This is a genomic window from Bacteroides mediterraneensis (genome assembly GCF_016900355.1).
Taxonomy (GTDB): domain Bacteria; phylum Bacteroidota; class Bacteroidia; order Bacteroidales; family Bacteroidaceae; genus Phocaeicola.
Genome location: NZ_JACJKA010000002.1, coordinates 122,372 through 143,702, shown reverse-complemented (window position 1 = coordinate 143,702; position 21,331 = coordinate 122,372). Strand labels below are relative to the sequence as shown.

The 21,331-nt window shown below is 48.1% G+C and carries 14 protein-coding genes and 1 pseudogene; 6 read left to right on the top strand and 9 right to left on the bottom strand.

Annotated elements, in window-relative coordinates; all coding sequences use genetic code 11:
• Nucleotides 1-34: 34 nt before the first annotated feature.
• The 8 genes and pseudogenes from H6A28_RS02460 to H6A28_RS02425 form a co-directional block, all read right to left on the bottom strand.
• Nucleotides 35-2,065 (bottom strand): hypothetical protein, encoded by a 2,031-nt coding sequence (locus H6A28_RS02460; RefSeq protein ID WP_204474383.1) that lies wholly within the window; start codon nucleotides 2,063-2,065, stop codon nucleotides 35-37.
• Between the two features lie 4 nt (nucleotides 2,066-2,069).
• Nucleotides 2,070-3,047 carry a family 43 glycosylhydrolase gene (locus H6A28_RS02455; RefSeq protein ID WP_204474384.1) on the bottom strand — a complete coding sequence of 326 codons (978 nt, stop codon included), beginning with the start codon at nucleotides 3,045-3,047 and terminating at the stop codon, nucleotides 2,070-2,072.
• A gap of 139 nt (nucleotides 3,048-3,186) precedes the next feature.
• Nucleotides 3,187-7,137: pseudogene (locus tag H6A28_RS02450) on the bottom strand (two-component regulator propeller domain-containing protein).
• 65 nt (nucleotides 7,138-7,202) lie between these two features.
• The gene (locus H6A28_RS02445) at nucleotides 7,203-9,020 is read right to left on the bottom strand and encodes a glycoside hydrolase family 2 protein (RefSeq protein WP_204478710.1); all 1,818 of its coding nucleotides are present in this window, start codon (nucleotides 9,018-9,020) and stop codon (nucleotides 7,203-7,205) included.
• A 411-nt stretch (nucleotides 9,021-9,431) separates the two neighbouring features.
• The gene (locus H6A28_RS02440; RefSeq protein ID WP_204478709.1) at nucleotides 9,432-10,322 is read right to left on the bottom strand and encodes a GIN domain-containing protein; all 891 of its coding nucleotides are present in this window, start codon (nucleotides 10,320-10,322) and stop codon (nucleotides 9,432-9,434) included.
• Nucleotides 10,323-10,372: 50 nt separating this feature from the next.
• Nucleotides 10,373-12,739 (bottom strand): ABC transporter permease, encoded by a 2,367-nt coding sequence (locus tag H6A28_RS02435; protein ID WP_204478708.1) that lies wholly within the window; start codon nucleotides 12,737-12,739, stop codon nucleotides 10,373-10,375.
• 12 nt (nucleotides 12,740-12,751) lie between these two features.
• Nucleotides 12,752-13,429, bottom strand: a complete 678-nt coding sequence (locus H6A28_RS02430; RefSeq protein WP_204478707.1) for an ABC transporter ATP-binding protein — start codon at nucleotides 13,427-13,429, stop codon at nucleotides 12,752-12,754.
• A 186-nt stretch (nucleotides 13,430-13,615) separates the two neighbouring features.
• Nucleotides 13,616-14,815: a THUMP-like domain-containing protein gene (locus H6A28_RS02425; protein ID WP_204478706.1), complete on the bottom strand. Its 1,200-nt coding sequence runs from the start codon at nucleotides 14,813-14,815 to the stop codon at nucleotides 13,616-13,618.
• 405 nt (nucleotides 14,816-15,220) lie between these two features.
• Here H6A28_RS02425 and H6A28_RS02420 point away from each other — a divergent pair, with 405 nt between their 5' ends.
• From H6A28_RS02420 to H6A28_RS02395, 6 genes are read left to right on the top strand one after another with little or no spacing between them, the layout of a single operon-like run.
• Nucleotides 15,221-15,871, top strand: coding sequence for a PASTA domain-containing protein (locus H6A28_RS02420; RefSeq protein ID WP_204478705.1), 651 nt, complete (start codon nucleotides 15,221-15,223; stop codon nucleotides 15,869-15,871).
• Nucleotides 15,872-15,889: 18 nt separating this feature from the next.
• Nucleotides 15,890-16,966 carry an RluA family pseudouridine synthase gene (locus tag H6A28_RS02415; RefSeq protein ID WP_204478704.1) on the top strand — a complete coding sequence of 359 codons (1,077 nt, stop codon included), beginning with the start codon at nucleotides 15,890-15,892 and terminating at the stop codon, nucleotides 16,964-16,966.
• Complete coding sequence (locus tag H6A28_RS02410) at nucleotides 16,963-17,940, top strand: D-alanine--D-alanine ligase (protein ID WP_204478703.1); 978 nt, start codon at nucleotides 16,963-16,965, stop codon at nucleotides 17,938-17,940. Before H6A28_RS02415 ends, H6A28_RS02410 begins: the two co-directional genes overlap by 4 nt.
• Nucleotides 17,941-17,976: 36 nt before the next feature.
• Complete coding sequence (locus tag H6A28_RS02405) at nucleotides 17,977-19,131, top strand: 1-acyl-sn-glycerol-3-phosphate acyltransferase (RefSeq protein ID WP_204478702.1); 1,155 nt, start codon at nucleotides 17,977-17,979, stop codon at nucleotides 19,129-19,131.
• Entirely contained in the window at nucleotides 19,128-19,796 is a 669-nt protein-coding gene (locus H6A28_RS02400; RefSeq protein WP_204474411.1) for a NigD-like protein, read from the top strand. The genes H6A28_RS02405 and H6A28_RS02400 overlap by 4 nt, the downstream gene beginning before the upstream one ends.
• 10 nt (nucleotides 19,797-19,806) lie before the next feature.
• A complete protein-coding gene (locus H6A28_RS02395; RefSeq protein ID WP_204474412.1) occupies nucleotides 19,807-20,205 on the top strand; it encodes a rhodanese-like domain-containing protein in 399 nt (132 codons plus the stop codon).
• Nucleotides 20,206-20,301: 96 nt separating this feature from the next.
• Here the strand turns inward: H6A28_RS02395 and H6A28_RS02390 are convergent, their stop codons facing one another.
• A complete protein-coding gene (locus H6A28_RS02390; RefSeq protein WP_204474413.1) occupies nucleotides 20,302-21,264 on the bottom strand; it encodes an acetylornithine carbamoyltransferase in 963 nt (320 codons plus the stop codon).
• Between the last annotated feature and the right edge of the window lie 67 nt (nucleotides 21,265-21,331).

The following is a 21,331-nucleotide window of genomic DNA, read 5'->3' as shown; positions in this document are numbered from 1 at the left end:
ATCTACAATCCGAATATGCTGGATTTCTCGTTTTTTATTCCAAGAAACGTTCTGCACGCCCCGGAGACAACAACTCCCACAAAGAAGCCACTACCCATCCCGGTGCAAAGATATCATTGTAATACCCTTTGCCGTTCTTTCCATAGTCCCAATTGGTATGCTGCACCACTTCTGGATAGAATCCCTTCTTGGCGATTCCACACAAATGTCCTTCGTACGGCAACAACTGACGCATGGAAGTACTGATGACATTCGAGAAGGCGGTGAAACGAGGTTCATTGAATTCCTTCGCCAACCAATGCAACACATCGGCGAAATCGAAAACGAATACGTCAATGTGATTGTTTTCCACTGACACGTTTCCCCAGCCACGGGTTTTCAAGCCCAAATCGCCCAACATCTGTCCTTGGGCAAACGGCACATCCCACGTATAATACCACGACAAAGCGAAATAAGCTGCCTTGCGGGATAATTCTGCATAATGCGCCTGTTCCTTTCCTTTGGTCACCAAAGCCAGGTAATAAGCGGCCGTAGAAGCATACAAAGATGCCTCTTTATCTTCACAATTCGCATCCAGCGTGGAAGAGAAATAATCTGCCTTTGAAATCAGTTCCTTTTCCAAGTAACCGACCGAACGCTTTGCGGCTTCCAGATAACGTTTGTCTTTAAAATACTTGTATCCCATCACCAACGGAAGAGTAGCCGACGGCGTACTTCCTCCCGATTTGTCTACAAGAGAGAAATCATCCTTGAACTTACGCGGGAAACTGCCATCTTCATTCTGCAAACGCAGGAAGGCATCGAGCATCGTTTTCAAACGTCCTTCCCACTCCGGATGTTTCCGTCCTTGCCGCTTTTCGTAATCCAAGTAATACAACACCGCATATACCCCCTCCGACTGACGACGGATACTATGAATGTTTTCTACAAAATTACGTTTGAAATGCACCACCTCATTGAAAAAGCCGGCTGCTGAAAAGCCATGCTGCAGGTAAGAATCAAAAATCTGATTGGCATGCTCCACCAAATCCTTGCGTTGCTTTTCTTCCCCGTATTCCAGCGCATTAAATGCATTCAATAAGGTACGTCCTACAAAACCGACTTCGGCTACATCCAGTTTATCACAGGTGGCCGTCCGTAATTCCACCCCGGAATAATATTTCGTGGGCGCATCGTCCACATAACTTTCCACAAAGAAATTACTCAACACCTCTTTCACAAAATCGGCAGCATAAGGCGTTTCCACTGGAGCCGGCTTATACAAATCATAGCTATATTCCCAAGCCTGTTTCACGCAATCAGAAAAATCTTCAGCGGCTGTTTCATGAAGTTCCCAAGTTAGCGTCAAAGTCTCTCCTTTCTTGAGAAACTGATAGGCTTCTACCGAAGGGGCCAATGTCAATTTACGGATATAAGTTTGGGGAGCCTCCTTATAAGGATAACCAAACGAGAGTGTAGCCGTACCATTCACATTCTCAAATCCCGTATAACCGAGAGACGTTTTACCTGAAAGAATCACCTCTCCCTCCTTGTGAGTCGTCAAGGCCTCCTCCCCAAATGTGGACACGCGGGTTACCGAAATCGACTTCTTGTTTTTCTCATCAAAAATAGTCGTCATCGGGGTACTCAAACGGTCTTCCCGCACCACCCAGCTGTCTGACGTATGAAAAGAAGGGGCTTCCTTGGGCGAGCGCAAGTTCCGCCGGTACCAGAAACCCGGCATGTAGAACAGACAGTCGTCATGACGTGCATCCGACTTGAGCTGTTCGCCAAAATTAAAATAGACGTCCTCCAAGGCCACAATCCATACCTGCACCTGCTTCGTCTCTCCCTCTCCCGTCACCTTCTGATACATCAGCAACGGCAGTTTGGTATTGCTGACCAACTGATAGTCAAAGTTACTTTCTGATAATTTATTCAATGTCAACGGATAATGTACCGCCATGTTACCCGGTACCTTTAACGCAATAGAGGCCGAAACATTCGAGGGGCCATACTCCAAGGCCTGTACGCTCAGTATGCCCATCCCCAACGCCACTACAGATAATAATCGTCTTAGATTCATAGCATTATTTTTTAGTCTTAAAAAATGGTTTCTTAGCAGAAATAGAAGGACGTTTTCTGGCCACCACAGGCCATTCGCGTTTCCAGGAAACTTTATCGAGCATCAAGACACGTCCGTCAGGATGCTTCACACTGACCGCATGATACAAAATCCAGTCGTTTCCGGCCTCATCGGTCACAATCTCTGAATTGTGTCCCGTTCCCACAAAATGTCTATTCTTATGTATAAGCACTTCATGGTGATTATCCAGCATGCGCTCTCCCTTTTTATTCAAATAAGGGCCCAGCAAGTGCTTTGAACGACCTACCACCGTAGTGTAAGTACTCTTCAAGCCTTCACAGCAACTTCCAATCGAAGCAAACAGATAATAATACCCATCACGTTTGTGAATATAAGTTCCTTCGTAAGCCGTCCCTGCCACCTGCACCGGAGCTGCCTCTTCCTTTACCTTCAATCCGTCTTCACGCAGTTCTACCGCATAAATACCACTGAAACTTCCAAAGAACAAATATTTCTGTCCGTTTTCTTCTATGTAAAACGGATCGATGCAGTTCTGTACCTTGATACCCTTGCTGCGAAACATCATGCCGCAGTCCTTGAACGGTCCTTCCGGACGGTCGGCCACCGCACATCCTATGCCGCAAGTCCACTCTCCTCCCCATACGGACATCGAGTAATACAATACGTATTGATTGCCTATCTTATTGATGTCGGGTGCCCATATTCCTCCTTCCGGTTCAAAATTCGGACGGGTAGCATCTGTAAAAGCAGTCCCTACAAACTCCCAGTTCACCAAATCTTTGGAACGGTGAATCGGAAGATTACGGATATCTTCCGTGGCATACAGATAAAAATAACCGTCATCCCCCTTTATAATCGAAGGATCAGGTAAACTATAGTCGATCACCGGATTGGAGTACTTATCAGCCGCATACAGACCGGATGACAGCACAAGCCCCCAGAACAAACACTTGATTTTCATTTGTATTTTTAATTTAAAGTATATACGTGTACTCTTTCATTCCACACAAAGGTAATCCTCTTCTTTCAAGATAAGCCCAACAATACAGTCAGATTATAGCACAATGCAATCAAAATGCCCAATTTCTTCCCCTATGGCCTTATTTTTCATTCAAAAACTCTTTCGGCAGCATACCAAACTGCTTTTGAAAACATTTGGTAAAATAAGAAGGCGTATTGAAACCGACCCGGTAACACACCTCATTAATCTTGCAATCACCTTCCTTCAAAAGCTGGGCTGCTTTCTTCAAACGTTCAATGCGGATATAATCATTGGGAGTAATATTCAAGATTCCCTTTATCTTACGGTTCAGGCTCGAACGGCTCATACACAGTTGTTCGGCCATGTCCAGCAGATTAAAGTCAGGGTTCTGGATATTGGCTTGTACCACCTCATTCATTTTTTTCAGAAACTCCTCGTCGGCCTTGGTGATGGCCATGCTGTTCGTCTGTACAAAAGGCGCATGCATGAAAGCAGCCTGCAGTTGTTCACGATTCTTCAGCAAGTTCAGAATACACGCCCGAAGGAATTCCATCGAAAAAGGTTTGTCCACGTAAGCATCCGCACCCATCTGCATACCTTCAATCTTGGATTGCAAAGTGGTCTTGGCTGTCAACAGCACCACCGGGATATGGCTGTAGTCCAAATCCGACTTGATGACGTTGCACAACTCCATTCCATCCATCTCCGGCATCATCACATCCGAAAGAACCAGATTGACAATAGATTCCTTCAGCACCTTCAACGCTTCCACTCCATTGGCAGCCGTCAGCACTTTATACGTGTCCGAAAGCTGCTTCTGCAAGAACCGGCGCATCTCCGCATGGTCTTCCACCACCAGCAGGGTATAATGGAAAGTGTCGGGCTGTGAAACCGGCTTTTCCTCTCCCGATACGGGCACAGCCACCTTTTCTTCTTCCTCCGTATAAGGTAAAGTCAAGGTCTGCTCATGACACAAGGGAAGCTCAAGAAGAAAACGGTTGCAGTGCAAATCCTTGTCCATCCACAATTTACCTCCATGCAGTTCGGCCAGAGAACGTGCCAATGCCAGCCCGATTCCCGTACCCTGCACCTGTGCGTTACCTTCGCGATATTGTTTAAACGGTTTGAAGATTTCTTCCCGTTCATTCAAGGGAACCACCGGTCCGTCATTTTCCACTGACAACTGCCACAGACCTTCTTCCTTCTCCACCTGCACTTTCACCAAAATATAAGTAGCACCGTATTTGAGGGCATTGGTAAACAAGTTGCTGACAATTTTCGTGAATCCTTCCTTATCAACAGAAGCATGCAGCCCCTCCGGCATATCAAGCGTAAACTTCAAGTTCTTTTCGCGCGCCAGTGGAGTAAAGCGTTTATATATTTTCTGCAACAAGCCCGACAAATCATACTCCATGAAATTCAGTTTGACTTCTTTTGTCTCTGTCTTCCGGAAATCCAGCAACTGATTGACCAAATCCAACAACCGGTTGGTATTCAGGTCCATAATCTCAAGGTCATCTTTCACACTTTCATCCAGGTGCGAAGAGGACAACACATTCTCCAATGGACTCTTAATCAAGGTAAGCGGAGTACGTATCTCATGAGCCACATTGGTAAAAAAGTCAATCTTGGCCGCATACAGTTCACGTTCCTTCTCGTACTTCAAGATTTCCATTGCCCGCAAATGCTTGCGATGGTTCCGTTTGTAGATATAATAGACTCCACACAACACAAATCCCACAAACAATATGCCATAAACTGCATAAGCCATCCAGGATAAATAAAAAGGAGGATGTACCTGTATCTTCAGCATACGTTCTTGCGAATTCCACACACCGTCGCTGTTGGCACCTTTCACCCGCAAGGTATAGGTGCCATAAGGCAAGTTCGAGTAACTTATTTTTGAGTTTCCCTCTTCCAAGGTGTACCATTCCTTGTCAAAACCTTCCAATTTATACATCACCACATTCGACGAGGGAGCCTGATAGCTCAAGACCGATGCCCTCAGGGAAAATGAATTCTGTCCGGCATTCAGGTCAATTCGGTCCGAATAGGTGATACTTTGGGAAAGAGGAGACGACTTCTCCCCCACCAACGCCCGCTTGTTCCACAAGAAAAAGTCGGTCAGCACCACCGGAGACACCTGCTTATTCTCGACGAACGCAGACGGATGGAAAACGATAAATCCATCTACACTTCCCATATAGATAGCCCCATCCTGAGCTCTTAATCCGGACTGATAATTAAACTGGTTGCTGAGCAATCCGTTTGCCGTGGTATACACATGCTTCTCCCCGGTAGTCGGTTGAAAAGAAACCAACCCCTTGTTCGTGGTCAGCCACAGTTTTCCGTCCTTGTCTTCCACCATCCGATAGACGATGTTGCTGGGGAAACCTTGTGACATGTCATAGCAGACAAAGTTATCCGACTCCGGGCAGAAACGGCAAAAACCGGCTCCCTGTGTCATGAACCATAACTGCTTATGGCTGTCCTCAAAAATGCTGATTACTTTATTGTAAGGCAAAGAAGTGCGGTCGCCCGGCACCCACTTGTACTGCTTCCAATGATTGCGGGGCAAATCATAACAAAAGACTCCGTCAGAGTAGGTAGCCATCCATAATTTGCCCTGGCTGTCTTCCAGGATGTCGTACACAAACACGTTATCCAGTTCTTCCATCCGCTGGAAATCATCTGTTGAACGGTTATAACGCAACAAGCCCGAAGTGGTTCCAATCCAGATATCGCCTGTACTTGTCTTGCAAATAGAAAACACATTATCGGAGTTCAGCGTATTGGAGGACTCCCCTTTACTGTAATGTGTCAAAGCCTTTGTGCGCAAATCAATATGGCTTAACCCGTTGGCAAAAGTGCCTACCCACAAGCTGTTCCCGTCCAGACACAAGCCGTGTATATTATGTCCTAATTCCGCATGAAGAAAAGGTACAATCTCCCCATTGGCCGGATTGAAATGAAACAAGCCCTTGTCTTCTGTACCAATCCACAGGGTGCCATCATTCCCTTCGCAAAATTCACGGACGCGCCGCCCCATGTAACGCAGGTTTTCCCGCGGATAATATTTTTCAAAATACGTGTACGGATACGGATAATAATTTACTCCACCAAAATAAGAACCGACCCACATTCCTCCTTCACGGTCTTTGTACACACTGTAAATCGCGTTGTCGGAAAGCGCATAGCGTTCATCTGTCTCCGGCACGGTCAGATGCACAAATTGCCCGGTCCCGATATTGTAAATATACAGTCCCTGTTCGGTACCCACCCACAAGTCAGTATCCGAATAGAAACAAATGCTGCGTACATATTCATCCAACAGCTTCCGGACCTTACGGGTGGTCAGGTTTATCTCCATCAATCCTTTTGAAGAACCCACATACAGGTTATTATGCAATCCCTTCGTACAGAAGTTGATGACCAACCCCTTGAATGCTTCTTTTCCATCGGCGTCCCGAAAGACTTGAAAAGAAGTGCCATCTTCCGAATAATACAAGTTATCCTCGTAACGGCCCACCCATAATTTCCCGGCATCAAACCAGAAACTCGTCACGTTCGAAGTTCCCGGCTCGCCACAGGAGATGTATCGTTTCAGGTGTCTTTTCTGCCTCTCATAGCAGAACAATCCCTGATTATCGGCCGAAATCCAGATATTTCCGCGCGAATCGGCCGTAATCCACGTCACCGAACGCGTAATATTTTCATCCAACGACTCAGCCAACTCGTCCAAGCGCAAGAACTTCTCCCGAACCGGCTGGTAAATATAGACTCCCGCATCGGTACCGACCCATATATATCCCTCGCGGTCCTCGCACAAGGCCGTTATGATATTGTTACCCAACGAAGAGTTCTCTTTCCGAAAAACCCGGAACTCTTGTCCGTCTTACAAATTCAACCCATCCTTTGTACCCAGCCACATAAATCCTTCCTGGTCCTGCAGAATGGTATTTACCGTACTCTGCGAAAGACCTTCATTGATTCCCAATGTCCGGAAATAATAGGAAGAGGCAGCCTGTAGCTCTCCGCCTGCAAAGCAGAAGAGCCACAAGACTACCATTATGCCATATAAAACAGATTGCTTCTTCCTCATGGTACAAAGGTACACATATTTTTTTACCTCACTTATTTCTTACTCAATGACTCGCACAACTTACGGTTGATGGCTTTAATCCGCTTTTCATCGACCTTGATGACTTTGCGGTCGTAGGTCATCAGACCATTCACCTCCACTTCCACATCCGTGGTCTGTGTGTATACGGCAGCTGAAAAGCCTCTCGGAATCAGGTTGTACAACTGTTCCGCGTATTTCACATATTCATCGGTCACTTCCTTGGAAGAGTTAAACTGGATATATCCCCAGTTACGGTCGGGTTCCCAGATATGTTCCTGTACCACCCAACCAATACCTCCATATTCTCCCAGTACCGTAGCCCGCTGTGCATCATACAAGTACAGCTCAGGAGCCGGATAATTGTGCAAGTCCAGCATATCACCGCAGGTGTAGTGATTTCCTCCGCTGGCCGGATCAACCAGACGGGTCGGATCGTATTGTTTGGTCCATTCCACAATCTCAGGAGTCTTGAACTGTCCCCATGCCTCATTGAAAGGAATCCAAGTCGCGATACACGGATAAGAATACAAGGCATCCATGATTTCTTTCCACTCTTTCCGATAGCAAGCTTCCGACTCAGCACTCCGCTTCATTTCCGTGCCTTCAAAATATTTCCGGTTCTGCCATTCAGGGTTACGGTCACCGCTCGGCATGTCCTGCCATACGATAATTCCCATCTGGTCGCAATACGTGTACCAGCGGGCAGGTTCTACCTTGATGTGTTTGCGTATCATATTGAAACCGAAATCCTTTGTCTTCTGAATATCGTACCGTAAAGCCTCATCGGTAGGAGCCGTATACAATCCGTCCGGCCACCAACCTTGGTCCAACGGACCAAACTGGAACAACGGTTGATTGTTCAATTCCAGGCGTACAATTCCGTTCGCATCGCGACGGGTAGAATATTTCCGCATAGCGGCATAGCTGTCTACTTCATCTTTCACTTTTCCACCTTGTTTCAGGGCAACCTTCAACGTATAAAGGAAAGGACTGTCCGGTGACCATAATTTGACATCTTCCGGCATTTCAATCTGTACACACCCTCCGTTGATACTCTTCCCTTGTGCCACCAGTTTCCGTCCATCAAAGACTTTCACTTCGACCAAATCTTTTGACGTAGCCTCATTCACCACCGCCTGTACGGAGAGTAATGAATGGTCGATATCCGGTGTGATTCGCAGGTCTTGAATATAAGATTCACTGACCGGTTCCAACCAGACTGTCTGCCAGATTCCAGTGACAGGAGTATACCAAATACCTTCAGGACGGGACACCTGCTTTCCTCGTGGCTGATAGCCTTGGTCGGTCGGATCCCAGACTTTCACCATCAGCGTGTTTTCCCTGCCTTGCAAGGCTTCCGTAATGTCGAAAGAAAAAGGAGTAAAACCTCCGGTGTGACTCCCCACTTTGACTCCGTTCACCCACACATCCGTTTTCCAATCTACTGCCCCAAAATGCAGAAGTACCTTTTTCCCCTTCCACGAAGAAGGAATGTCGAACGAACGACGGTAAACCAATTCCTTTTCTGCACCGACCGTCTTGCCAACTCCCGACAAAGCAGACTCTGCGGCAAATGGTACCAAAATTTGTCCGTCGAACGCATCAGGCATGTGCTTGCCTCTCTCTACAATGGCGTAATCCCACAATCCATTCAAGTTTTTCCAATCTTTCCGTTCCATAATCGGACGCGGATATTCCGGCAACACATTTTCGGGTGTCACCTGTTCTGCCCATTGTGTACGGATTTTCCCATCCACCATTTTCCATTGCGCATGCAGTTGCACTGCAAAAGCTCCCCAAAAGGCGAGCAATAACCATACATTTTTCATCGATATTATTTTTAAGATGTACAAAAATAAAACATAACTATTCACTCAGATAAAACGATTCTACCAAAAAATAGAAAATAAGAGGCAAATTCCACTTCAATCACCAAACGAACGCGCAAAATGCCACATACACCTTGGTCTTTTTTACGTTTCCCTTGTGGAAAACGTACGTTTCCGCACGGAGAGACGTACGTTTCGCGAATGGGAAACATACGTTTCCACCTCAGAAAACCTACAACATAGCAGGAGTTTTTCCACTCTTTTCCCTTGCGTTTCCCCATTCAAACAGTTTGTTTTCTGAAAGACCTTCCATTTCTTGCGACACATCCGCGTACCGTCAGGACACAAAAAAAGGTGAAAGAACCTCACGGACCTTTCACCCTACTTAACTTTAAAAGAGATTTTCTATGTTTATTTGCTATAAATGTGTTTTCCTTCTTTTGTCACCTGCGAAGGGTTACCGGCATACACCAGATTACCGCTGCCGTAGGATTTTGCTGTAAGCTTTTTGGAAACCCGGCAAGACAAATCGCCGGAACCATGAACGGCTGCATCCACTTCCTCGGCTTTCAGGCTGCCGGCATCCAAATCACCGGAAGCATTGTCCCGAAGCACGGCCTTCAGGCAATGGCCCGATACCAACATGTCTCCACTACCGTTGACCGTACCTTCCAAGGTTTCCTGGCACTGCAAGCTGGAGAAAATCAAATCACCGGACGCATTGACCGCCAAGGCGGCATCGCGGCACACAGCTTTCTTGATTTTCATATCGCCACTGGCATTGATGCGAGTCTGCAACTTCCGGCAGTTGACTTCCTGTACCTCCACATCGCCACTGGCATTGGTTTCTGCCTCGAAACTGCCACACTGCACCGTGGGACATTCAATGTCACCACTGGCATTCGTCTGGAAACGGATACCTCCTTCCGTACGCAGTCCTTTGGGAATAGCGATGTCGCCGGAAGCCATCGTCGTAAAGCGACTGACAGACGGCGCATATACATCTACCCGGCAACGGTTCTCTCCCTGAATGCGGGTATCCTCCTGATAATACACTCTCAGCGCACCTTTCGACTCTTTCAGCACCACGTAGGGCATCACATTGTCGGATGCATAGATTTCCGCATACGGCTGTCCGGAAGTCTGGTGATACACCACATCGATGGAAGAGAGCGTAGACACTTCCTGTATATTCCCGATGGTACGACGTTCCGTCTGATAGTTCTGACTCGGTTGAACGGTATGGGCAGTTCCCATACAGCTGAAACATGCCATGGCACATGCCAATGTGAGTATATTCATTCCAATTTTCATAAGTCTTTACCTCCAATTATTTTTTACTTCATCTTATTTTATTCTGTTCTTAAATTCTCCATGGGATTGGCACGGGCAGCTTTCCATACCAGTCCGAAGGCCACCAGCCAAACAATTACGCAAACAATCAGCATACATCCGGCAAACAGGTACCAGGTGAGGTCGATTTTCACCGCAAACAGTTGCAAAAGCTGTTCGCCAACTTTCCAGGCACACAAGGCCCCAATTACTACAGCCGGAAGGGCAATCTTCAGCAAATCGAGCAGGAAGATTTTCTGCACGTCGGCCATCGAAGCCCCGTGGATGATGCGGATGGCGATTTCCGCCCGACGGCGTGACACTTCGTCGCGCACATAGGCCACCAGTCCTGTCAAAGCGATGATCAGGATACACAAGCCTGCAAAAAGTACACTGTTGCGCACGTGCAACACTCCATTGTACAAGTTGCCCATCTCCAGCGACAGGCTGTACACCTTCAACTGCTGGGAAGCAACCGTTCGGTCGACCACCTGCTGCACTTGCTTCATGCCCTCGGGCGACATCCGGTTCAACGCTACATATAAATAACCCGAAGGTCTATTTCGATAGAACATCACCGTAGGACGCTCGTCATGCTCTTCCAGAACCTGAGAGCCCAAATGGATTTCTTCGTACACCCCGCAGATAGTGGCCACCGTTCCATGTTCGGTAATATATACCGACTTTCCAATGGGAGAGCCTGTCCATCCGGCCAGTGTTTTCATGCGTTCCACAAACTGACGGCTCACCATCACCTGCTGCGACAAGGAATCTGTCAGCGTAGGGGTAAACACATTTCCTTCGATGACCGGAATTTGAAAAGCCTTGTGATAATCGGGACCTACAGAATACATGTCGGCAATGTTCATGTATTCTTCTCCTGTTTCCGGATTGTACACATTGTTTCCACTGCAACGCTCCGACAGGAGCTGATAGCCCCAGGTAACGGCCTTTACCTCCGGCAGTTTTTTCAGTTCCTGCACACAGCGTTCCCGTTCCACCATCTTGCTGCCCGACAGGTCGGCATACAAGGTGTTCCGGTATTCAAATCCGGGGTTGAAATTCATCAAGGTGTTATACTCCAGGCCGATGACCGTCAGCAGGCAGACAAAGAATGTGGTCAACGCGAACTGCAAGCACAGCAGTCCCAGTTTCCACCTCCGCTTGTTTTCCGTGTAGCGGCGATAAGCGTAGGTCACCGGTATACGGGTATAAAGATACCCCGGCATCACTCCGCAAAGCAGAATCACTCCGGCCGTCACTGCCAGACAGACCCATACGGTAGACAAGGGGAAAAGTGACTCCAGACTGTGTCCGACCTGTTCTTGCAGGAAATCCTGCAAGCCGAAAATAATCAATACGGCCAGAGCCAGACTGATCAGTCCGTGCAGCAACGACTCGGAAAGAATCATCCGGTAAATGTCGCCGCTCCCGGCCCCGTAGCAACGGTAAGTGGCAATGGCCTTGGCACGGCTCACCATGGACGAAACCACCAGCAGGATATAGTTCAGTACAGCCACCAGCAACATGATAATCGCAAAACTCAGAAACACGATGTTCATGATGCGGTTGTAATCGGACGAAGTGAATATTTCGGCTACGGGGCGGAGAGTAAGATCATACTCATTTCCCGCACGCTCCATTGCCTCCGTCACATGATTCGCTTCCAGCATGCGGTCCATGCCTTCCTTCAAGTCATCCGGAGTGCTCCCTTTCCGCAAGCGGACATAGGTCTTGTAACGGTCATTTCCCAACCAGTTGTTCGTTCCATCGTAAGACACCTGCCCGATGGTCGGCAGGGCAATGAGCACATCCATCTGTGGCAGATGGGTATTCTCGGGAAAAGCCTCAAACACCCCGACCACGGTCACATGGAACTCAGGGTATTGTTTCCACGACAAGGTTTTCCCGATAATCTGTTCGCCTGCCACCTCCAGCAGTTTGGAAGAGATATACGCATTGTTGGCCTTTTCCAACCCCGTATAAGGCTCCTCGCCCATCAGCAGTTTCCGCGGGAAGACCCGGAAGAAGGTACTGTCGCAGAAATAAGCCTGCCCATCCAGTTCTTTATGGTCTTCCGTCGTCAGCGTCATCGACCCAATCCCCGTAAAACGGGTGGCCACCTCCACCGCCGGGCAATAGCGCTGCAACCCCGGTCCGATGGCACCGGGAGTCTGCGTATATTCCCTCCAGTCGGTGCCTTTCTGTTTGTAGCGTTCTTCCACCCGGTAGGTTTCTTTCAACCCCGGCAGGAAGTTATCGTACGACCGTTCGAAAATGACCTCCGCCAGCATGACCAAGCCGATGGCCAGTCCCACGCTCAGGCAGACAATCTTGACCACATTGGCCTCTCCTTTTCGAAACAGTCCTTTCAATGCACGTTTCATAAAGCACTATTTTTACATTTCCGCAATAGAAGCCACAATCTGGCCATCGAACAGGTTGATGACACGTCCGGCAAAACCTGCGTCACGCTGGCTATGTGTCACCATCACAATGGTGGTTCCTTCCTTATTCAGTTCGGTCAGCAGTTCCATCACTTCCTGTCCGTTCTTGGAGTCCAGGTTACCGGTCGGCTCGTCGGCCAGGATAATCTTCGGCTCGGAAACCACGGCACGGGCAATGGCCACACGCTGTTGCTGACCACCGGACAGCTGTTGCGGATAGTGCTTTGCACGGTGGCTGATGTTCATCCGCTGCATAATTTCATTCACCCGGCGTTTCCGTTCTTCAGAAGGCACCTTCAGGTACGTCAGCGGAAGTTCGATGTTCTCAAACACGTTCAACTCGTCAATCAGGTTGAAGCTCTGGAACACAAAACCGATGTTTCCCTTGCGCACGTTGGTACGGTCTTTTTCTTTCAGACTGCCCACTTCTTTTCCGTCGAGGAAATAGCTACCCGAAGTCGGATTGTCCAGCAGGCCCATAATATTTAATAAGGTAGACTTTCCGCATCCGGAAGGTCCCATGATAGCTACAAACTCTTTGTCTCTTACCTCCAAACTTACTTTATTCAGTGCCAGTGTCTCTACTTCCGTGGTACGGAACGTTTTTGTCAGGTTTTCAATCTTAATCATAATTTTATCGTTTTATAGGATTCATACTTTCATTTCGGAGTTTTATTTTCCACTAAATCCTATACAAAGTCCGTGCCAATCTTTTAAACAACTGATTATCAACAAAGAATGAAATACCTAAAAAAAGCGGGTGTCTAAAAATTAGACACCCGCTGTATGATTTTTTGACAATCTTCGAGTAGAGGCCTATGCCTTGACGCATTTGATGACCACGTGCCGGTCGCCTTCCAAGGTAGTGGCAAACAGATACACATCACCACCTTCCTTCAATTTCCATTTTTTCCGGAGTTCCGCCACCGAGGCCGGAAAATTACGTACCGTCAGGTTGGCCTTGTCCACTCCTTGCAGCATCTGTTTCAGTTCCTTCTTCCCGAAACCCGACACTTCCAGCACCCGGAAACGGCGTCCCGGAAAGTCGACCAACACTTCCGACGTATAAAGATGACTGTTCACATGCAGTTTCTGGAGGCCGAAACGCACTCCCAACAGGCGGTAAGGTCCTGCTTTCAGCAAGGCTGCCCCCGGTTCATAAAGGTAATTCCCTACTTCTTCCGCCAGCGGACACTGGGCTTCCTTCTCCTGTGCATAAGTGAAAACAAACGGTTCCGCCAAAAAGTTATTAACAGCCTGTTCACAACTTATCCACACCTCTTCTGAGGCTCCTGAAGCCGATTTCTCCGATTTTTGGAGCACTACGAGCAACTCTTTGCACTCGTTATTCACAGCTACTACATGAATTTGACGAATGTATTTCAACTCTCGCAGCGAAGAAAAGATATCGAGCATGGGTGAAAGTTTCACCACCACCGTACGTCCTTTCTCTACCAACAACGGCTCCAGCTTCTGCACATCCGGTTCACAGTCGGCAATGGCCACGGTCTTTCCTCCCTGACTGTCACGACGGGCCGGGTCCAGGAACAGGCAGTCCACCGGTTCCATCTGCTGCAGATAATCCACGCCATCCGCCTCATGTACCGTGACCTGCGGCAAGCCGAGCAACGGAAAATTGTGGCGGGCCAATTCACAGAGCACTTCCTGCCGCTCCACATAATCTACTTTCCGGAAGTTTCGAGCCAAGAAAGAGCAATCCACCCCCAGTCCGCCCGTCAAATCGGCCATCGTATCGCCCTTCAGCCAGGAAGCCTTGTAGCGGGCCGTGATTTCCGAGGAGCACTGTTCCATGGACAGGTGGGCTGGATACCGGATGCCTTCGGTCTGCGCCCAAAGGGGCACTTTTTTCTCGGCAATCTGCCAGCCGGCAATCTGCACCACAGCCGCCGCCATATCCACCTGCGGATATTTGCGGGCCTGCAAAGCCAACGTACGCACATCCTCTGTACGGTGCGCACGAATAAACTGGAGCGTTTCAGGTGAAAGTTCAGCCATTCTTCTGTTCTTATAAGCGTCTGTACAAGCTGTCGTTTTTCCTTTTGTTCAGATAAAGGCATAAAAAAAGGAGTTCCGCTGAACTCCAACCTTTGTTAACCTTAAATCTAATACTATGAAAAACACGATGCAAAGGTACGGACTTTCTGGAATTATGCAAGTATTGTGCGCGTTTACGCATGTTTTATAACATAGATTAAGAAGTTTACCCTACGCTTTAAAAGGCATTAAGAAAAAGGTTGCTTCTCTCCACACTTGCTTTCCGTATCTTTCATCGCCTTTCCTTGCACTCTTTCTGCTGCAAGTGCTTGTTTTCATGTTAAAAAGACATAGGTTTCACCCCTAACTCCCCCGTATTCCAACAAAATGTTATATCTTTGCCCCGATTATAGACTTTGACGTAACATGATAACCCTGAAAGAATTCTTTTCCTTTAAGAAGAACCGCTTTTTCTGGCTGAACCTGATAGCCATGATTGTCGTAGTTATCGGTGCATGCTGGGGCACGCTGCTCTGGCTCGACCACTATACACACCACGGAGAAGCCTATGTGGTGCCCAACGTAAAAAACAAGACTTTGGGAGAAGCGCAACTGGCTCTTCACAACCAAAAGTTGGAAGGACTGGTGGTAGACTCCAGCTATGTGAAGGGACTCCCCGACGGAATAATTCTGGATCAGAATCCGGCGGGAGGCGCACGTGTAAAAGAAGGACGTACCATCTATCTGACCATCACCACGTCGAAGGTACCTCTGGTAAAACTGCCCGATTTGATTGACAACAGTTCTTTGCGCCAGGCAGAAGCCAAACTGAAAGCCATGGGCTTCCGTTTGACGGAACCGGAATATGTTTCGGGCGAACAAGACTGGATTTACGGTATCAAATACCGTGGCAGAAGCCTGATGAGCGGAGACAAGGTACCCCACGAGGCCATGCTGACCTTGTGCGTGGGCAATACGGCCATCCGTGATTCACTGGCCATGGATTCTACACAAGTAATGATAAGTGAAGGGGCATCTTCCAGCAGCGAAGCTGAAGTGGATGACTCTTGGTTCTAATCTCCACAGATCGAAAAAATGGCAGAAGATTTGATTGATTACGAACTGGATAACGAAACTCCAGACGACATTGAACCGATAGGGGGAGAACCGGAACTGTACGAACATTTCCGTACGGTGGTAGACAAGGGACAGGCTCCGGTCCGCATCGACAAATATTTATTTGAACGCATCGTCAATGCATCGCGCAACCGTATCCAAATGGCGGCCGACAACGGCTTTGTCATGGCCAACGGGAAGCCGGTAAAAAGTAGCTACAAGGTGAAACCGCTGGACGTGCTGACCGTGATGATGGACCGTCCACGCTACGAGAACGACATCATCCCGGAAGACATTCCCCTGAACATTGTATATGAAGACGACGACCTGATGGTAGTGAACAAACCGGCGGGACTGGTGGTGCATCCAGGCTGCGGCAATTACCATGGTACGTTGGTGAATGCCATCGCCTGGCACCTGTGCGATGTGCCTACCTATAATCCGAACGACCCGCAGGTGGGACTGGTACACCGCATCGACAAGGATACTTCAGGCTTACTCGTCGTAGCCAAGACACCGGATGCCAAGACCAACTTAGGACTTCAATTCTACCACAAAACCACCAAGCGAGAATACAACGCCTTGGTGTGGGGCATCGTGGAACAAGATGAAGGCACCATCGTGGGCAACATCGGACGCAATCCGCGCGACCGGATGCAGATGGCCGTCATGGCCGACCCGACTCAAGGCAAACATGCCGTGACGCACTATCAGGTACTGGAACGACTGGGATACGTCACGCTGGTAAAATGCGTGCTTGAGACCGGACGTACTCACCAGATTCGCGTACACATGAAATACATCGGCCACACCTTATTCAATGACGAACGCTACGGTGGCCATGAAATCTTAAAAGGAACTCATTTCAGCAAATACAAACAATTTGTAAACAACTGTTTCGAAATCTGTCCCCGTCAGGCATTACATGCCAAGACTTTAGGGTTTGTACATCCCCGCACGGGAGAGGAAATGTTTTTCACTTCCGAACTGCCCGAAGACATGACCTGTCTGCTGGAACGATGGAGAACGTATATCAGTAACAGAGAACAATTATGAAACGTACAATTGCGATTGTAGCAGGAGGAGACTCTTCCGAACACGAAGTCTCCATGAAAAGTGCAGAGGGTATCTACTCTTTTATCGACCAGGAAAAATATACCCTTTATATTGTGGAACTGACCAAAGCACACTGGGAAGCTATCCTTTCCGATGGAAGCCGCGCCAAGGTGGATAAGAATGATTTCAGTTTCACTGACCACGGAAAGAAAATCATCCCCGACTTTGCCTATATCACCATCCACGGAACTCCGGGAGAAAACGGTATCCTGCAAGGATATTTCGAACTGATCGGTATCCCTTACTCTACTTGCGACGTGCTGGTATCGGCCATGACTTTCAGCAAGTTCACCCTGAATCAGTACCTGAAAGGTTTCGGCGTACGGGTGGCTGAATCCATGTTGGTAAACAAACGCCACGGCATCAGCGACGAGGATGTCATCAGCAAAATCGGTCTGCCCTGCTTCATCAAGCCGAATGCCAGCGGTTCCAGCTTTGGTGTGACCAAGGTAAAGACCAAAGAACAGATTCAACCGGCCCTGCAAGCAGCCTTCAAGGAATCGGACGACGTGATGATTGAAGCCTTCATGGACGGAATCGAACTGGCCAACGGATGCTACAAGACTAAAAAGAACTCTGTAGTATTCCCGATTACCGAAGTGGTCAGCAAGAACGAATTCTTCGACTACAACGCCAAATACAAAGGAGAAGTGACAGAAATCACCCCGGCACGCCTCAGCCCGGAACTGACCAATCGCGTACGGCAACTCACTTCTGCCATCTATGATATTTTGGGCTGCAAGGGAATCGTCCGTGTGGATTACATCATCACGGAAGGCGACAAAATCAACATGCTCGAAATCAATACCACTCCGGGCATGACTGCTACCAGCTTCATCCCGCAACAGGTACGTGCCGCCGGACTGGATATAAAGGACGTAATGACCGATATTATTGAGGACCATTTCAATTAATTTTGTATCTTTGGAGAGAACAAGACATTCAATATCATGAACATACCTGCTGAATTTGACGATATTCGTCCGTACACCCCCGAAGAACTTCCACAAGTCTGTGAGGAACTGCTGGACGACAAAGACTTTCAGGCTGTCATCCAGTCCGTCATGCCGGGTATCCCTATGGAGCTAATCGCGGCACAACTGCGTCGCTGCAAGACCAGCCTGGACGTACAGAAAACGTTCTTTCACAAGCTGCTCCACGACATCATGCAGCAACATAGCGACGGATTTGACCTGGATACCTCTTCTCTTCCCGACAAGGACAAAAATTATACCTTTATCTCCAATCATCGGGATATCGTTCTTGACCCGGGCTTTCTGTCTGTCGGCTTACTGGACAACGGTTTCCCCGATACGGTAGAAATCGCCATCGGTGACAATCTGCTGATTTATCCCTGGATCAAGAAGCTGGTACGAGTAAACAAAGCCTTCATCGTGCAGCGTGCTTTGAGCATGCGGCAGATGCTGGAATCGTCGGCCCGCATGTCACGCTACATTCATTTTGCCGTGACTCAGAAAAAGGAAAACGTGTGGATTGCCCAGCGTGAAGGAAGAGCCAAAGACTCCAACGACCGTACTCAGGAAAGCGTATTGAAAATGCTGGCCATGGGAGGAGAAGGCGATATCGTAGACCGGCTGAAGGAACTGAACCTTGTACCGGTATCCTTATCGTATGAATATGACCCGTGTGACTTTCTGAAAGCGAAGGAGATGCAGCAGAAACGGGATTCGGAAAACTTCAAGAAGAGTCAGGCTGACGATCTCACCAACATGCAGACCGGTATCTTCGGCTACAAGGGACACGTACATTTCCAGACAGCCCCTTGCCTCAACGAGGAATTGAAAACACTGCGAGGACTTCCTAAAACAGAGCTATTCAACCAACTTGCCACATTAATCGACCGACACATCCATCGCAATTATCGGATGTATCCGGGAAACTACGTGGCCTGTGACTTACTGAACGGCACCGATACCTTTGCCGGAAAATATACACCGGAAGAGAAACAACGCTTCGAGGCCTACCTGCAAAAGAAACTGGACCTGATTCAGCTGCCCAACAAAGATGAAGCTTTCCTCCGTCGGTGTATGCTGCAAATGTATGCCAATCCGGCCATCAACTATCTGAAAGCCCACGAAGCATGAAACAGCTCCGTATCCTTTTAAGTATATTCGCCTGCCTGCTACTGTTAGGATCTTGCAAGAAGGATGAAGAATATGTATATCCCAATGTGATAAGCACGTTCATCGATGTGAGTACAGACAGCAGTGGCACTGTAGAGAAGCTGATTACCGACAAAAAGGAGACACTGCAGATTCTCAACCAGGAAGGGCTGGATGGATTAACACCCGATTCGATCTACCGGACGGTATCCATCTATGAACCCAAGGAGATAGACACACAAGGCAATGCGACGGCCCTGCTGTATTCCTGCCAACTGATTATCTCCGTGAAGCCGGTGACAGTTGACAAGTTGCCGAACGGAACGGCCAAGACTGACCCGCTAAACATACAAAGTGTATGGCAATCGGGAGACTACATCAATCTGATTCTGCTACCCATGGCAAAGGACAAGAGCCATATCTTCCATTTCATGGAAGAAGGAATCACTGACGATGAGGACGGAAAACGGACACTTCACCTGACGCTTTATCACGACCAGAACGGAGACTATGAGGCATTTACACGCAAGAGCTATCTTTCTGTTCCCTTATGGGCTTATGAAGGACGACTGACATCGGGCGACCGGATAATCCTCCGTATCCACACATATGAGAAAGGGTTTGTCAACTACGAATTTACTTATTAAACAACGAGTTATGATCAAGACAATTTATTTCATGTTCTTTATATGCATGTTCGCCATCGCCATGGTAGCATGCAAAGGAAAATCAGGCGACGATTTCAAGAACCTGTCGGCCGACGAATTTGAACGCCTTATCGACGATGACCAGGTACAGCTGGTAGACGTACGGACCGTGGCCGAATACAGCGAGGGACACATCCCAGGCAGTATCAATATCAACGTACTGGATGAGAAATTCTCAGCCAACGCCGATGAGCTGCTGAACCCGTCACAGCCGGTAGCCGTATACTGCAAGAGTGGACGCCGGAGCCGGAATGCCGCCAAAGTATTGGTCAAGAAAGGTTTCAAGGTGTACAATCTCGACAAAGGTTTCGAAGGCTGGAAAGAACTGGGCAAAGAAATTGAACAATAATATAAGGCTCAAACAACTCACACCTATAAAAAATGCCGTGACCCGCAAGAGGAAACACCTCTGACCGTCACGGCATTTTATGTGATGTGCTGATTATTACATACTCTGAAGCATACGCTTCAATACGACCGTAGCCGAAATCTCCCGGTTGGCTGCTTCCGGAATGACCAGTGAAGTCGGAGCTTCAATCACGTCGTCCGACACAATCATGTTACGGCGTACCGGAAGGCAATGCATAAAGAACGCGTTGTTGGTCCACGACATGTGTTCCGTATCTACCGTCCAGCTCATATCCTTACTCAGAATCTTTCCATAATCTTCCGGACAAGTTACTCCCGGACAAGCCCAGTTCTTGGCATAAATGAACTCGGCTCCCTCAAACGCTTTCTTCTGGTCGTATTCCACCTTCGCGCCGCGCACAAACTTCGGATCAAGTTCATACCCATGCGGATGTGTAATTACGAAATCCACATTGGCCTCGTTCATAAAGTCGGCAAAAGAATTCGGTACAGCCTGCGGAAGTGCTCGCGGATGCGGTGCCCACGTCAGTACCACCTTCGGACGTTCGGTCCGCTTGTATTCTTCAATCGTAATCAAATCGGCAAAAGCCTGCAAGGGATGTCCCGTAGCCGCTTCCATAGAAAATACCGGCTTGCCGGAATACTGGATAAACTGATTCAGAATCTTTTCGGTATAGTCATCTTCCCGACTTTCGAAACGGGCAAACGAACGTACGCCGATAATGTCACAATAAGAAGCCATGACCGGAATAGCCTCCAGCAGATGCTCGCTCTTATCGCCATCCATCACCACGCCACGCTCGGTTTCCAGCTTCCAGGCACCCTGATTCACATCCAGCACGATGACATCCATTCCCAAGTTGCGGGCAGCCTTCTGCGTGCTCAGTCGCGTACGCAAACTGTTATTAAAGAATATCAGCAGACAAGTTTTATGCTTGCCCAACGCTTCGTATTTATAACGGTCCTTTTTTATCTCGAACGCTTCAGCCAAGGCGGTCTTCAAGTCGCCCAAATCGAATACATTGGTATAAGTTTTCATACGTAAGATTGTATATTAATTTATTTTTCTCCGCAAATATACCATAAAAATACAACACTGTTCCTTT